General features: G+C 36.4%; 13 protein-coding genes, 1 other RNA gene, 1 riboswitch and 1 other annotated feature. Of the genes, 2 read left to right on the top strand and 12 right to left on the bottom strand.

Annotated elements, in window-relative coordinates; translation table 11 throughout:
- Nucleotides 1–5: 5 nt before the first annotated feature.
- The 9 genes from rnpB to nifJ all read right to left on the bottom strand — a co-directional run bounded on the left by rnpB (nucleotide 6) and on the right by nifJ (nucleotide 9,440).
- Nucleotides 6–355: RNase P RNA component class A (rnpB, locus tag KBI38_06395), an RNA gene on the bottom strand.
- Nucleotides 356–391: 36 nt separating this feature from the next.
- Nucleotides 392–1,027 (bottom strand): thiamine phosphate synthase, encoded by a 636-nt coding sequence (gene thiE, locus KBI38_06400; protein MBP8629687.1) that lies wholly within the window; start codon nucleotides 1,025–1,027, stop codon nucleotides 392–394.
- Complete coding sequence (thiF, locus tag KBI38_06405; protein ID MBP8629688.1) at nucleotides 1,024–1,650, bottom strand: sulfur carrier protein ThiS adenylyltransferase ThiF; 627 nt, start codon at nucleotides 1,648–1,650, stop codon at nucleotides 1,024–1,026. Before thiF ends, thiE begins: the two co-directional genes overlap by 4 nt.
- A complete protein-coding gene (gene thiH / locus KBI38_06410) occupies nucleotides 1,647–2,747 on the bottom strand; it encodes a 2-iminoacetate synthase ThiH (GenBank protein ID MBP8629689.1) in 1,101 nt (366 codons plus the stop codon). Before thiH ends, thiF begins: the two co-directional genes overlap by 4 nt.
- Before the next feature lie 17 nt (nucleotides 2,748–2,764).
- Complete coding sequence (locus KBI38_06415) at nucleotides 2,765–3,535, bottom strand: thiazole synthase (protein ID MBP8629690.1); 771 nt, start codon at nucleotides 3,533–3,535, stop codon at nucleotides 2,765–2,767.
- 1 nt (nucleotide 3,536) lies between these two features.
- Nucleotides 3,537–3,737: a sulfur carrier protein ThiS gene (gene thiS / locus KBI38_06420; GenBank protein MBP8629691.1), complete on the bottom strand. Its 201-nt coding sequence runs from the start codon at nucleotides 3,735–3,737 to the stop codon at nucleotides 3,537–3,539.
- Between the two features lie 59 nt (nucleotides 3,738–3,796).
- Nucleotides 3,797–3,902: riboswitch (TPP riboswitch) on the bottom strand.
- 50 nt (nucleotides 3,903–3,952) lie between these two features.
- Nucleotides 3,953–5,074, bottom strand: coding sequence for a Nif3-like dinuclear metal center hexameric protein (locus tag KBI38_06425; protein ID MBP8629692.1), 1,122 nt, complete (start codon nucleotides 5,072–5,074; stop codon nucleotides 3,953–3,955).
- Nucleotides 5,053–5,754 (bottom strand): SAM-dependent methyltransferase, encoded by a 702-nt coding sequence (locus KBI38_06430; GenBank protein MBP8629693.1) that lies wholly within the window; start codon nucleotides 5,752–5,754, stop codon nucleotides 5,053–5,055. The genes KBI38_06425 and KBI38_06430 overlap by 22 nt, the downstream gene beginning before the upstream one ends.
- Before the next feature lie 182 nt (nucleotides 5,755–5,936).
- Complete coding sequence (nifJ, locus tag KBI38_06435) at nucleotides 5,937–9,440, bottom strand: pyruvate:ferredoxin (flavodoxin) oxidoreductase (GenBank protein MBP8629694.1); 3,504 nt, start codon at nucleotides 9,438–9,440, stop codon at nucleotides 5,937–5,939.
- Nucleotides 9,441–9,819: 379 nt separating this feature from the next.
- Nucleotides 9,820–10,037, top strand: a binding site (T-box leader).
- Nucleotides 10,038–10,091: 54 nt separating this feature from the next.
- Here nifJ and trpB point away from each other — a divergent pair.
- Nucleotides 10,092–11,309: a tryptophan synthase subunit beta gene (gene trpB, locus KBI38_06440; protein ID MBP8629695.1), complete on the top strand. Its 1,218-nt coding sequence runs from the start codon at nucleotides 10,092–10,094 to the stop codon at nucleotides 11,307–11,309.
- 195 nt (nucleotides 11,310–11,504) lie between these two features.
- Complete coding sequence (gene gdhA / locus KBI38_06445) at nucleotides 11,505–12,845, top strand: NADP-specific glutamate dehydrogenase (GenBank protein MBP8629696.1); 1,341 nt, start codon at nucleotides 11,505–11,507, stop codon at nucleotides 12,843–12,845.
- A 55-nt stretch (nucleotides 12,846–12,900) separates the two neighbouring features.
- Here the strand turns inward: gdhA and KBI38_06450 are convergent, their stop codons facing one another.
- The 3 genes from KBI38_06450 to KBI38_06460 all read right to left on the bottom strand — a co-directional run.
- Nucleotides 12,901–13,434, bottom strand: coding sequence for a 2-oxoacid:acceptor oxidoreductase family protein (locus KBI38_06450; GenBank protein MBP8629697.1), 534 nt, complete (start codon nucleotides 13,432–13,434; stop codon nucleotides 12,901–12,903).
- Nucleotides 13,431–14,183: a 2-oxoglutarate oxidoreductase gene (locus KBI38_06455; GenBank protein MBP8629698.1), complete on the bottom strand. Its 753-nt coding sequence runs from the start codon at nucleotides 14,181–14,183 to the stop codon at nucleotides 13,431–13,433. The genes KBI38_06450 and KBI38_06455 overlap by 4 nt, the downstream gene beginning before the upstream one ends.
- Nucleotides 14,183–14,817: 3-methyl-2-oxobutanoate dehydrogenase subunit beta (locus KBI38_06460; protein MBP8629699.1), on the bottom strand; the 635-nt coding region annotated here is incomplete at its 5' end. The genes KBI38_06455 and KBI38_06460, both read right to left, overlap by 1 nt.

The following is a 14,817-nucleotide window of genomic DNA, read 5'->3' on the forward strand; positions in this document are numbered from 1 at the left end:
CTTTTTTATTGAGTAGTCAATAAGCCGAGTTCTGTACCATTATGGTGATGATCATTTATCTAGATTATCAGTTACCTGATAATTCAAGCGACGCAACCCGGAAGGATCAGCGGGCAACTTCATCCCTTCCCTATTCGGTCTTGCTCCAGATGGGGTTTACCAAGCCAGCTAGTCACCTAGCTGCTGGTGCGCTCTTACCGCACCGTTCCACCCTTACCCAGAAAACTGGGCGGTCTTCTTTTCTATAGCACTTTCCCTAAGGTCACCCTCGCTGGACGTTATCCAGCATCCTGCCCTGCGGAGCCCGGACTTTCCTCAAATGCCCTTTGGCACTCGCGATCATCTTTCATACTCAATAATATTATAAATTTATCATTGATTGCCCTTAAAGTCAAATGCCCCTCATTTTAGCCTCAATATTCTGAACCTTGGCGTTTATATCGGTAGCTCCAACTATTTCTGATACTATTGCCACTATTTTAGCACCACTTTTAACAACAGACTCTACATTATGTTCTTTAATGCCACCAATAGCAACAAAGGGAATTTTAATATTGTTGCTGACATAATTTAAAAAATCTAACCCTAAGCCTTTACCAGCATCCTTTTTGGTGGCAGTATCAAAAATTGGACCTACCCCAATATAATCAACAATCTTACTATCTTCTGCTAAGTGCGCTTCTTGTGGTGAATGTGTCGACAACCCTAAAATTTTATCTTTCCCCAATAACTTCCTCGCAATTGTTATCGGCAAATCTTCTTGACCGATATGTAAACCATCAGCATCAACCGCTAACGCTAAATCCAAGCGATCATTAATAATAAAAGTAACCTGAGCTTCCTTCGTTAATTTTCTGATTGCTAAACATTCTTCATACATTGCTTTGAAGCTTTTTTCTTTTTCCCGATATTGTATTACCTTAATTCCTGCTGCAATCATTTCAGATACAACTTGCAGATTAGTTTTACCCCTTGATAAAGACTCTGCTGTTAAGCCATATATTTTTGAATTTAAAAAATTATTCATGTTGCTATCTCCTTATTCCCAATTACCAGTTCCAGCACAATATCAACCTGCTTTGCCGCCGCAATCATAACCTTTGGTGCTAACGGTGGTAACGCTAAATTAATATCGCTTTCAAAATCTCCCACCATATAAAATCTATTGTTAATTTTCCTAATAACAATCTTATCACTATTGCCAATGCCAGCAATCCCAGAAACAGCAATAATATGTTTTGCCAAAAGATGGCAGGCTTCGACTATAATCTTTTTGGCAATAATATCGTCAAATGCTTCCAAGATAATATCTTGATTTTTAATCAAATTATTAACATTGTCAACCGTCAACCGTTCTTTTATTATTGTTATTGTTGCTTGATGATTTATTTTTAGTAGGTTTTCTTTTAGCCCACAAACTTTAAGAGTCCCAACTTGCTCATTAAAGAAAAATTGTCGATTAAGATTGCTTGGTTCAAGTTCATCATAATCAATTATCGTGATTTTTTCAAAACCACACCGCACTAACAGCATCGCCGCATTAGAGCCTACTCCACCCGCACCGGCAATTAAGATTTTCGTATTTTTTATTTTACTTAACTCTGTTGTCTCTAAATACTTGGTTAAGCCCTGCTGTAAAAAATTATTCATAAATTAAACCAATCCTTATAAATCGGTTGATACCCTTTTTGATACAAAGCATTACTAATATCTTCTACACTTCGTTCATCTGCAATCTCAAATTGTCCCGGCTCGCTACTATTACTATGTCCACCCACCGCGGTACTAACGCCAGCTGACATCTTCGTTATCCCTAAAGGTATTAAGTTATCACGAAAATTCGCTGATTCTCTCGATGAAATGGTAATGCCACTGTTGGGCATTAGTAACCGAAACGCGCTGATATACTGTACTATATTTTTATCATTGACATATTCACTGGGGATAAAGCCCCCTAATTGAGGTCTAATTCGTGGTGGAGAAATGGCAATTTCAACTGCTTGATATTTTTTTTGCAAATACAATGCATGAATCCCTGTAAAAAATGCTTCAATCCGCCAATCGTTTAATCCTAACAATGCCCCAATATTTACACTTCTAAGCTTTGCTTGACAAGCCCGCTCTGGTGCTTCCAAGCGAAACAGGTAATTTGTTTTAGGTCCGGCCAAATGCATTTTTTGATACACAGCTTCATTATATACTTCTTGATAAATAGTCATTCCATCACACCCTGCAGCTTTCAATGCATCATATTCTGCTAATGTCAATGGATAAATTTCAATACTAACTGAAGAAAAATATTCTTTTAATATTTTAATAGCTTCTACAATATAAGTTACCGGCGTTTGATTTTTATCCTCGCCCGTTAAAACTAAAATATGGCTAAGACCTGTTGCCGCAATAATTTTCGCCTCTGCTCTTAGCTCTGCTTCGTTTAACTTATGTCGTTTAAGCTCATTATTAATTTTAAATCCACAATAAACACAATTATTAACACAATAATTAGCTAAATATAGTGGTGTAAAAAGTTGTACGGTCTTACCAAAATACTGTGTGGTGAGTGCATTTGCTCTTTGGGCTAATTCTTCTAATACCGTTTCGGCGATTGGTGCCAGTAATATCAAATAATCATTTTTCATTAGTTTTTTCTTGCTTAAAACTGTTTTGACCTCGGATATTTTAACCTGTTCCCAAAACTGCCAAAAATCAAAATCTTTATATTCCGCTAGTTCTCTAAAAAAAGACATTGCTTCACCTTCTTATATTAGTTGTGTAAAAACCCAGTTAACGGCGATGACGCTTTAGCACTCTGTGCAACTGGTCCTAACCCTGCTAAAAATGCTTTTCGCCCACTTATCACACCATATTTAAAGGCTTCTGCCATTTGGGTCGGATTTGTCGCCGTTGCAATAGCGGTATTTACTAATACTGCCGCCGCTCCCATTTCCATAGCTTCAGTTGCTTCAGAAGGTCTCCCAATCCCTGCATCAACGATTATGGGCAAAGATATTTCCTCTATCATAATTTTAATTAATTCTTTTGTTTGCAACCCTTTGTTACTACCAATCGGCGCCCCTAATGGCATTACCGCACTTGCACCCACCTCTACTAACTTTTTTGCTACCATTAAATCCGGGCTCATATATGGCAAGACAATAAAACCTTCTTTTGCTAAAATTTCCGTCGCTGTTATAGTTTCAAAGTTATCCGGCATTAAATAAATATTATCAGTTATAATCTCTATCTTAACCCAATTACCACACCCCATTGCTCGGCCCATTCTAGCAATTCTTATCGCTTCTTCCGCAGTTCTAGCGCCGGAGGTATTTGGTAATAAAATTGTTTCAGGAGGGATGTAATTTAAAATATTTTCAGCTTGTTGCTGCGGATTCACTCTTCTTAAAGCCACTGTTACAACTTGTGATTCTGCCGCAGTTATGGTTTGTGGCATTAATGTATTAGCTGAAAATTTACCCGTACCTAAAAATAATCTACTGTGTAATTTTGTTCCACCAATTGTTAATAAATCTTTCATTTCAACCACCTCCAACAAAGGCTACAATTTCTAATTTATCTTCAGCCTTTAATTTTATTTGCTCCCACTGATCCCTAGCGATAATCTCTTTATTATACTCAATAACAATTCCCGCTAAACTATACTTAAACTCCGCTAACAATTCTAATAGCATTACATTTTCTTGAGTTTCGTGTTCAATTCCATTTATTCTAACCTTCATTAAAATCCCCCCAAAACAATAAAAAACACGCCTCCCATAGTGGTAAAGGCGTGCTTAAAGACACTCATCCCTTGTACTGCCTACGCGAGCATTATCTCGATCAGGTTAGGTCTGGTGCTTTTAGCCCACTCTCAGCCCAAAACATGAGCTCCCTTGACAAAACTTATTAAGTTTTACACATATAGTAACTTTATCAGGCTTAATAGTCAAGCTTTTTAGCTAAACTTAAAAATATCTGTGCTGATTTTATCAAACTCAATTTTTTCAAGTTGCCACTTAGCACTATCAGCCTTTGTTGTCAAATACTGTGCTACTAATTCAGCCATATGATATTCCGTACCAAAATGACCGGCATCAATAATATTAATATCATTCTCCAACGCTTGCTGAGCTTCATGATATTTAACATCACCAGTAATAATAACATCTGCACCTTGATAAGCTGATTTTACAATAAATTCAGCACCACTGCCGCTACAAATTGCTACTTTTTTAATAATTTTATCACTCTTACCAACAAACCTTACATTTTGAAGCTTCAATAAAGTTTTTACTTTTTCTAAAAACTTTTCCATCGTCAGCGGTTTCTCTAGTACCCCAATTCGCCCTAAGCCATTTTCATTAATAGTATTTTCTAATTTATATAAATCATAGGCTACTTCTTCATATGGATGAGCCTTAAGTAGTGCTTTAAGAACTTTATTGACAATTTTAGTAGGCATTATTGTTTCTAGTCGATATTCCGCTACTTGCTCTAACTTATTTACATTTCCGATAAAAGGGTTTGTACCGTCTAACGGTTTAAAGCTACCGGTTCCGGCCACGGCAAAGGTGCATTCAGCATAATTACCAATTTGTCCTGCTCCGGCTTTACAAATTGCAGTCCTAACTTTTTCAAGATGTTCCTGCGGTACAAAAACAGCCAATTTCGTCAAATCTTCTACTGAACTTATTGTTAACGGCTTAACAGCTTGCAGTTGAAATTTCTCTGCTAACAGATCATTAATCCCGCCTCTAGCAATATCTAAATTGGTATGTAAGGAAAATACTGCAATATCATTTTTTATTAAAGAACTCAGCATTTTTCCTTGCGGTAAATCCGTCCTTATATGTTTTAATGGCTTAAAAATTAGCGGATGATGTGCTACTATCATATCAAAGTTGTTGGCAATAGCAAATTCCACTACTGCACTAGTAATATCTAAGGCTACCAGTAGCTTGTTAACATCTTGGGCCGGATTTCCTAATAGCAACCCCACATTGTCCCAGTGCTCCGCCAAAGAGCGCGGTGCTAATTGATCTAAGGCTTCCATCACTACTTGGCATTTGACAGACATTGTAGTTTCTCCTCCAACGCTTTTATTTTTGTTTGATACAATTTGATTTTTTCTTTAACATCAGCTTTTTCACTATGGTTAAGACTTTTGTAAATACTTTTAGCTTTATTCAGCAATTTATTTAAATGCTGTTCTAACAAAGAGTGTTTTTTCTCCCATAATTTAGGCCCAATCTCATATAAAATTTCTTCGACAATAGCCTCTATCCCTTTTTCAGCGACAATAATTTCATACAACTTACCTTCGTCTAGCACTAAGTCTTCTGCTACAATTTTAAAAGAGTTTTGGCTTAACCACAATCTAACACCTTGAGCATTATTCATTGGTTGTAAGATTAGGCGCTGGACTTGTTGTGCTAAATTCAGCTTAGCACTAAGAATTTCCACAATCGTAGTTCCGCCCATTCCAGCAATTGCGACAATATCAGCTTCACCTTCTGCTAATACTGTCAAGCCGTTACCAAGTCTAACCTCAATTTTCCCGGCTAAATTATAGTTTAGCACCGCCTTTTGGGCCGCTTCATATGGTCCTTGATTATAATCTCCGGCAATAGCTTTTTTCACAATACCGTTTTTTATTAAATAGATTGGCAAATAAGCATGATCTGTACCAATATCCGCAAAAACTTTATTGGGTAAAACATAATTGGCAATACCTTGTAGTCTAGATCCTAAGTTCAAAATTACACCTCATCTTTAAATTATTTCTTATTAATAATATATCATAATCACTATCATTAATAAAACTGCACCGAAAATAGCTTCAACAACTATTTTCCGGTGCAGTTTTATTGTTAATCTAAATAGCAAAATAATATCATGGAACTTTACTGTTGTAACAGTTGCGTCAATGGTATTTTTTATTATTGTGCTAATTTTTTATAAAGAGCAATCCGTTCTTGAGCATCTTTTTCAATTTTGCTAAACAAATCTTCTGCCAATTCTGGATATTGTCGCTGCAATGCCGAAAATCTAACTTCACCTAATAAAAAGTCTCTTAACGGCATAATTGGATCTTTGGAATCTAAAACAAACGGATTTTTACCTTGTTCTTTAAAATCAGGATTATAATGATATAAGGACCAATAGCCTGATTCTACGGCACGTTTTGATTCCTCTTGACTAGTACCCATCCCATTTTTAAGACCATGTGCTACACATGGCGCATAAGCAATAATCAAGGATGGTCCTTTATAAGCTTCTGCTTCTGCAATAACTTTTAAAGTTTGATTTTTATCTGCCCCCATTGCAATCTGTGCCACGTAAACATAGCCATAAGTCATTGTCATTAACCCTAAATCTTTTTTCTTGGTTTTCTTACCGTTTGCTGCAAATTGTGCAATAGCTGCCGTTGGCGTTGCTTTAGATGATTGTCCACCGGTATTAGAATAAACTTCAGTATCAAACACCAACACATTTACATCTTCACCACTTGCCAAGACATGATCCAAACCACCATAACCGATATCATAAGCCCAACCATCACCGCCAAAAATCCACTGTGAGCGCTTCACTAAGAAATCTTTATTTTCCGCTATTTTATCCAATAATAAAGAATTAGTCATCGTACGTTTTTCTTGTCCCAAAATCTCTATAACTTTTTCACTTTTTGCTCTGGTTTGTTCGTTATCATCAAAAGCTTCTACCCATTCTGTTAAAGCAGTTTTTAAATTCTGCGAAATATCACTTTCAATAGCAGCGCTAATATCTTCCAATAATCTGTTTCTAACAGCATTACCACCTAGTAACATACCTAAACCAAACTCGGCATTATCTTCAAACAGAGAATTAGCCCATGCTGGTCCATAGCCTTTGTGATTAGTAGTAAATGGAATCGACGGTGCACTGGCCCCCCAAATCGAAGAGCAACCTGTGGCATTGGCAATCATCATTCTATCGCCAAATAATTGCGTAACTAATTTAGCATAAGGCGTTTCACCACATCCTGCACAAGCACCAGAAAACTCTAATAATGGTTGTTCAAATTGACTACCTTTTAACATATTTTTCTTAATTGGATTCTGCTTCGGAATAATGCTTTGTACATATTCCCAATATACTGATTCATGCTCTTGTTCTTCTAGTGGAACCATTTCCAAAGCTTTTTCTTTCGCTGGACAAACTTGACGACAATTGCCACAGCCCGTACAGTCTAATGGTGAGATAGCTAAGTGATAACTATAGTCTTTTATGCCGATTGCCGCTTTCGCCTTAAAACCCTCTGGTGCATTTTTAACTTCAGCTTCATTTAGCAACGTTGGTCTAATAACCGCATGCGGACAAACAAATGAACATTGATTACACTGAATACATTTATCAACATCCCATTTTGGAACATTAATAGCAATACCACGTTTTTCATAAGCCGTAGTCCCCATTGGGAAAGTACCATCTTCAATTCCTACAAAAGAGCTTACTGGTAAACTATCACCATTTTGCCTATTCATTGGTTCCAATATTTTTTCAATAAACTCAGGTTTAGAATCATCATGAGCTTCTACAAGCTCAAGTTCACTCCATTCACTTGGAACTTCAATCTTCACCAACGCTTCCATTCCTCTATCAATCGCACCTTGGTTCATGTCAATAACAGCTTGACCTTTTTTTCCATAAGAAGTAACAACCGCTTCTTTTAAGTATTGAACCGCTTCTTCAGTTGGAATAATATCAGCAAGCTTAAAGAACGCCGCTTGCATAATCATATTAAAGCGACCACCTAAGCCAAGTTCTCTGGCAATTTGCACAGCATTAACAATATAAAAATTGATTTGCTTTTCAGCAATATATTTTTTCATAGCCACCGGCAATTTTTCTGCTACTTCTTGGGGTGTCCATAAAGTATTTAATAAAAATGTACCTTGTGGTTTTAAGCCCGCCAATAAATCATATTTATCAACATATGATTGCTGCGAACAGGAAATAAAATCAGCTTGATGTATTAAATACGGTGAACGTATTTTATCTTTACCAAAGCGTAAATGAGACATTGTAATACCGCCTGATTTTTTGGAATCATACGCAAAATAGGCTTGTGCATACATTTCAGTATTATCACCGATAATTTTTATTGCACTTTTATTAGCTCCTACGGTACCATCTGAACCTAATCCCCAAAATTTACAAGCAGTTGTTCCTGGTGGTGTAAAGTCAATTTCAAAGCCAACATCATCTAATGACTTAAACGTAACATCATCCACAATCCCAATCGTAAAGTTATTCAGTGGCTTTTCTGCTTTTAAATTTTCATATACCGCTAAAATATGACGCGGCCCAACATCTTTACCGCCTAAAGCATAACGCCCTCCAACAATTACCGGTTTAGTGTCAGCCTCATAAAAAGCTGCCTTTACATCCAGATATAGAGGCTCTGCCAAGGCTCCCGGTTCTTTAGTACGATCTAATACCGCAATCTTTTTAACAGTAGTCGGTAAACTTTTCAAGAAATGTTTAATAGAAAACGGTCTATATAAATGAACTGTTAATACCCCAACTTTTTCACCTTGAGAATTTAAGTAATCCACACTCTCTTCAATAGTTTCACAAACTGAGCCCATTGCAATAATTACTGATTCTGCTTCGCTGTGACCATAATAGTTAAACAATTGATAATTACGGCCCGTTAACTTATTAACTTCTTGCATGTATTCTTCAACTATTTCCGGCAAAGCATCATAGTATTTATTAGACACTTCTCTTTCTTGGAAATAAATATCAGGGTTTTGTGCAGTCCCTCTAACCACTGGATGATCAGGATTTAAGGCATTGCGTCTAAAGTTAGCCACAGCTTCCCAATCAAGCATTCTTGCCAAATCATTATAGTCAATGACTTCTATCTTTTGAATTTCATGTGATGTTCTAAAACCATCGAAACAATTTATAAACGGAATTCGACCTTTAATTGCCGCTAAATGTGCTACCGCACTTAAATCCATTACCTGTTGAACACTACTTTCTGCTAAAATTGCACAACCGGTTTGCCTTGCTGCCATTACATCTTGATGATCACCAAAAATATTTAATGAATTTGTCGCCAAAGCTCTAGCACTAACATGAAAAACTCCTGGTAACAATTCACCGGCAATTTTGTACATATTAGGCAACATCAATAACAATCCTTGTGACGCAGTATAGGTTGTTGTTAAAGCACCAGCTTGTAATGCCCCATGAACTGTTCCGGCTGCGCCACCTTCTGATTGCAGTTCAACAATTTTAACTGGCTGACCAAATATATTTTTTTTCCCTTTTGCTGCCCAAATATCAACACTTTCCGCCATTGGTGAAGACGGTGTTATTGGGTAAATAGCCGCTACTTCCGTAAACGCATAAGAAATATAAGCTGCGGCAGTGTTTCCATCCATCGTTTTCATTTTTTTTGCCAAGGTAATCACTCCTTCATCTATGTTAAGATGTTCTAATATGTTCTTTCAATTTCTTTGTTTTAACAACAGTATTTTAGCAAATAATGATTAAGATTAATCATTATTTCAACATTATAACTAAAAATACTTATTCAAAATTATACCATTAAATTATGAAAAATAAACAGTTAATTTTATTGAAGATAATATTTATTTCTTAATATATAATATGTTTTAAGCTACTTTTTTATATTTAAGTTATAAATTTAATTTTTACAAAATTATATCTGTACTATAAATTCAACCTTAAAACAATAAATATTTACAAAATATTATTTTTCTTGACTTAATTTTTATATTATTGTAACATTATCATTAATTAAATATTCTAAAATCGTTGATTGAGGATAGTAAATTTACCACGTCAATTTAGAGAGTCAGTGGTTGGTGCAAACTGATTTGACAAGGTCTATTGAATGGTCTCAGGAGTGGAATCTGAATTATAGTAGGTGCCTCGGTGGTCTGCCGTTATCAGACTAGGATAATATCCAAAGAGAGAGTCTTTTGACTAATTGAGGTGGCACCACGGTTTATATCGCCCTCTGCTTATACTTTAAGCAGAGGGCGTTTTTATTTTATTTAAATTTAGGAGGAATTATCATGGTTGAAAATAATACTGGGTATTTTGGTCAGTTTGGAGGATGTTTTGTTCCTGAACAATTAGTTGCACCTTTAAAAGAAGTTGAAGAGTGTTTTTTTAAATATATCAATGACCCTGAATTCAAAAAAGAATTGGGCTATTATTTTACCAACTATGTTGGTCGTCAATCTCCTCTTTACTTTGCTGATCGTTTAACAAAAGAACTTGGTGGTGCAAAAGTATATTTAAAACGTGAAGACTTAAATCATACCGGCGCTCATAAAATCAATAACGCACTAGGACAAATTCTATTAGCAAAGAAAATGGGTAAAAAAAGAATTATTGCCGAAACCGGAGCTGGACAACATGGCGTTGCCACTGCTACCGTTTGTGCTTTATTTGGTTTAGAGTGCAGTATTTATATGGGTGAAATTGATATAAAACGCCAAGAGTTAAATGTTTTTCGCATGAATTTATTAGGAGCTAAGGTTGTATCGGTAAGTAGCGGTACTAAAACCCTTAAAGATGCTGTCGATGCAGCATTAATGGATTATGCTGAAAATTATAATGATACTTTTTATTTATTAGGGTCTGCCGTAGGTCCTCATCCTTATCCTACAATGGTTCGCGAATTTCAAAGCATAATTGGTGAAGAAGCGCGTCGTCAAATTTTAGCAGCAGAAAATAGACTGCCTGATTATTTAGTAGCCGCTGTAGGTGGGGGCAGTAATGCGATTGGTTTATTCCATCCATTTTACGATGATAAAACTGTTAAAATTATTGGGGTAGAACCAGGTGGTAAAGGACTTGATACTCCTGATCATGCTGCTAGTATTTCTAAAGGCTCTGTCGGCATTATTCACGGCTTTAAATGTTATACTTTACAAGATGAACAAGGAGAACCTTTACCGGTTCATTCTGTTGCTGCCGGCCTAGACTATCCGGGAGTTGGACCGGAACATAGCTTTTATCACGAAAGTGGCCGCGGAGAATATGTCAGCGTTAATGATGATGAAGCTTTAGATGCGTTTTTTATGTTATCAAAACTAGAAGGAATCATTCCAGCTATTGAAAGTTCTCATGCAATTGCCCATGCAATAAAATTGGCTAAATCTTTACCACAAGATAAAATTATTATTGTAAATTTATCCGGTCGTGGTGATAAAGATGTTGGCCAAGTTATTGATATGTTGAAAAATGGAGAAATTGACAAAAGTAAAATCGCTACTGATATCTAACAACTATATTAATAAAAGCTTCTGCTAAAATTATGTTAACCTCTTAATCTTAGATTTAGTTCTAACTTAAGATGCATAAAAAGGCAGAAGCTTTTTTTGATTTTAAAAAATATATATATTTTATCCATATATCATTAATAATAGCATTTATGTTATAATGTCTACATTAGTTTATTAAGGAGGGTGTTGTACTGCATGAAAAATTATGTCAACCAATTAATTCAAAAAATTATGGACGATAATCCCGGTGAAGTTGAATTCCACGCTACAGTAAAAGAAGTTTTAACCTCATTGGTGCCTGTACTTGAGCAAAATCCACAATATCTAGAGCATTCAATTTTAGAAAGAATAGTTGAACCAGAGCGTGTTGTTTCATTTAGAGTTCCTTGGCTCAATGACGCCGGTAAAATTATGGTTAATAAAGGCTACCGCGTACAATTTAATAGTACGCTTGGTCCATATAAAGGTGGTTTACGCTTCCACCCTAGTGTGAATTTAAGTATTATTAAATTCTTAGGTTTTGAGCAAATTTTCAAAAATGCTTTAACCGGTCTACCTATCGGAGGCGGTAAAGGTGGTTCCAACTTTGATCCAAAAGGTAAAACAGATCACGAAATTATGGCGTTTTGTCAAAGCTTTATGACTGAATTGTCACGCCATATTGGTCAAGATACCGATATTCCGGCGGGCGATATTGGCGTTGGCGGTAGAGAAATCGGCTACTTATTTGGTCAATACAAACGTTTAAGAAACGCTTATGAGGCCGGAGTTTTAACCGGCAAAGGATTAGACTACTGGGGTAGTCTAGCACGAACAGAAGCGACTGGTTATGGACTCCTTTATTTTATGCGTCATATGTTAGCGGATGCTAACCAAAGCTTTGAAGGAAAAACAGTAGTTGTTTCTGGTTCTGGTAATGTTGCAATTTACGCAATGCAAAAAGCAATGGAGTTTGGTGCTAAAGTTGTTGCCTGCTCTGACTCTAATGGTTATATCTACGATCCTAACGGTATTGATTTAGCCTTGGTAAAAGAACTAAAAGAAGTAAAACGCGCTAGAATTTCAGTATATGCTAGCAAGCGTCCTGGAACAACCTATACTGAAGGTTGTACAGGAATTTGGACTATCCCTTGTGATGTTGCCCTTCCTTGTGCAACGCAAGGAGAAATTGACTTAGAATCTGCAAAAAAACTTGTTGCTAATGGGGTTCTTGCTGTTGGTGAAGGCGCAAATATGCCATCAACTTTAGATGCTATTGATTTCTTTATAAATAATAAAGTTCTATTTGCACCTGCAAAAGCTGCTAATGCCGGTGGGGTTGCTGTATCAGCATTAGAAATGAGTCAAAACTCCATGAGATATAGTTGGACTTTTGCAGAAGTTGATAATAAACTTCAACAAATTATGGAAGATATTTATAACAATTCTAAAGAAGCTGCTGAAAACTACGGTTTCGCTGGAAATCTTGTAATGGGCTCAAATATTGCCGGATTCGTTAAAGTTGCCGATGCAATGATTGCTCATGGAATAATTTAAAAAATTTTCATAGTAAATATAAATAAGAAACTCGGCGTTAATAACGCCGAGTTTCTTATTTATATTCTAACCCTAATTTTATTGCTTTCATATTAAGTTCAAATATTTCAGGTCTTTTTCCTACTAGTTTTTTCATTGCTTTTTCTACATTATTTAAATTTATTAGCTTAGATCTTTTAAGCAAAGCTCCTAAGCATACCATATTGGCCAGTTTAGGTTGGCATAACTCATTGGCAAGTTCACCCGCCGGAATAGCGATAATTTCTACGTTATCAACATTAACGGTATTAACATCTACAATTGATGAGTTTACAACCATTACACCATTATCGTTTATTTTTGTCACAAACTTTTCAAAAGACTGTTGATTTAAAGTTATCCCAAAATCAGCCCTCTCAATTACCGGCGAATGAATTTCATCATTAGCAATTATCACCGAACAATTAGCGGTTCCGCCACGCATTTCCGGTCCATACGAGGGAATCCAACAAACATTATATTCATCTTGCATTCCGGCATAAGCTAATACCTTGCCAATAAACATTACACCTTGACCGCCAAAACCAGCTAATACTACTTTATCTATCATAATTTGGCTACCTCCTCTGAAACTTTTAATTCACCCATTTGATAGATAGGTAGCATTTTTTCTTGTAACCACTTTAAGCTTTCAACCGGTGACATTCCCCAATTTGTCGGACAGGTAGAAAGCACACTCACCAATGCAAAACCAAGCCCTTGCTGTTGCACTTGGAAAGCTTTTTTTATCGCCTTTTTTGCCAACCTAATATTCTTAGGACTATCAACCGATACTGACGCAACATATACCGCTCCATTTAGCGTTGCTATCGTTTTCGGTAAGTCAATCGGCGCACCAGCTAAGTTAGTATCACGACCATAAGGACTGGTTGTCGTCACCTGTCCATCCAGAGTCGTTGGTGCCATCTGTCCACCGGTCATTCCAAAAACCGCATTATTAACCATAATTGTGGTTATCTTCTCACCACGAGCAGCTACATGAATAGCATGTGCAGTTCCAATCGCTGCAATATCACCATCACCTTGATAAGTAAAAACTATTTTCTCCGGCAACGCTCTTTTTACCCCCGTAGCAACAGCTTGTGCACGACCATGAGCAGCACCAACAAAATCACAATTGAAAAAGTCTAAAGAAAACCCGGCACACCCTACCGGAGCAATACCAATAGTTTCTTCACAGATATCAAGTTCTTCCAACACTTCACCAATAATCCGATGAACAATCCCATGAGTACAACCCGGACAATAATGAAAAGGGATATTTGTTAAGCCCTGCGGACGCGAAAATATTTTTTTCATTATAGCCCCTCCTTTAAGTTTAAATTGAATTCTAGATTTAATTTATCAAAAATAGCTTGTTGGGTTGGTAACATTCCACCTTGTCGACTGTAAAAATGAACCGGAATATTGCAATTTACCGCTAGTTTTACATCTTCAATCATTTGTCCTGAGTTTAACTCCAACGTCAAAATTCCTTTGGCAATAATATTTTGAAAGGCTTTTTCCGGAAACGGCCATAAGGTTATCGGTCTAATCAATCCGAGCTTTACACCTTGTGCTCGTGCTGCAAGCACAATGCTTTTAGCAATTCGACCACAAGTACCATAACCGACTATTAAGTATTCAGCATCTTCAACTTGAAAATCTTCCCACATTTGCTCAGTATCTTTAATGTCTTGGTATTTTTTTTGCCAGTTTAAACAACTAGCTTCAGCCACTTCATTGGTTAAAGCATAACTGGCTATTTTTCGTTTATCGCGATCCTTTGCGCCATTAGTAATCCAATCTTTTTCCGGTAGTTGAACATTTTGAGCTTCCTTTAATTCAACCGGTTCCATCATTTGACCTAAAAATCCATCGGCTAATACTAATACCGGATTACGATGCTTATCAGCTAAATCAAATGCCAGCATCGTATAATCATACATTTCTT

This window comes from Negativicutes bacterium, assembly GCA_018052945.1.
GTDB lineage: Bacteria > Bacillota > Negativicutes > JAGPMH01 > JAGPMH01 > JAGPMH01.

Bases quoted from the DNA above. Each gene is read 5' to 3' on its own strand.
- thiE (MBP8629687.1), bottom strand. From the start codon at position 1,027: ATGAATAATTTTTTAAATTCAAAAATATATGGCTTAACAGCAGAGTCT.
- thiF (MBP8629688.1), bottom strand. From the start codon at position 1,650: ATGAATAATTTTTTACAGCAGGGCTTAACCAAGTATTTAGAGACAACA.
- thiH (MBP8629689.1), bottom strand. From the start codon at position 2,747: ATGTCTTTTTTTAGAGAACTAGCGGAATATAAAGATTTTGATTTTTGG.
- KBI38_06415 (MBP8629690.1), bottom strand. From the start codon at position 3,535: ATGAAAGATTTATTAACAATTGGTGGAACAAAATTACACAGTAGATTA.
- thiS (MBP8629691.1), bottom strand. From the start codon at position 3,737: ATGAAGGTTAGAATAAATGGAATTGAACACGAAACTCAAGAAAATGTA.
- KBI38_06425 (MBP8629692.1), bottom strand. From the start codon at position 5,074: ATGTCTGTCAAATGCCAAGTAGTGATGGAAGCCTTAGATCAATTAGCA.
- nifJ (MBP8629694.1), bottom strand. From the start codon at position 9,440: ATGAAAACGATGGATGGAAACACTGCCGCAGCTTATATTTCTTATGCG.
- trpB (MBP8629695.1), top strand. From the start codon at position 10,092: ATGGTTGAAAATAATACTGGGTATTTTGGTCAGTTTGGAGGATGTTTT.
- gdhA (MBP8629696.1), top strand. From the start codon at position 11,505: ATGAAAAATTATGTCAACCAATTAATTCAAAAAATTATGGACGATAAT.
- KBI38_06450 (MBP8629697.1), bottom strand. From the start codon at position 13,434: ATGATAGATAAAGTAGTATTAGCTGGTTTTGGCGGTCAAGGTGTAATG.
- KBI38_06455 (MBP8629698.1), bottom strand. From the start codon at position 14,183: ATGAAAAAAATATTTTCGCGTCCGCAGGGCTTAACAAATATCCCTTTT.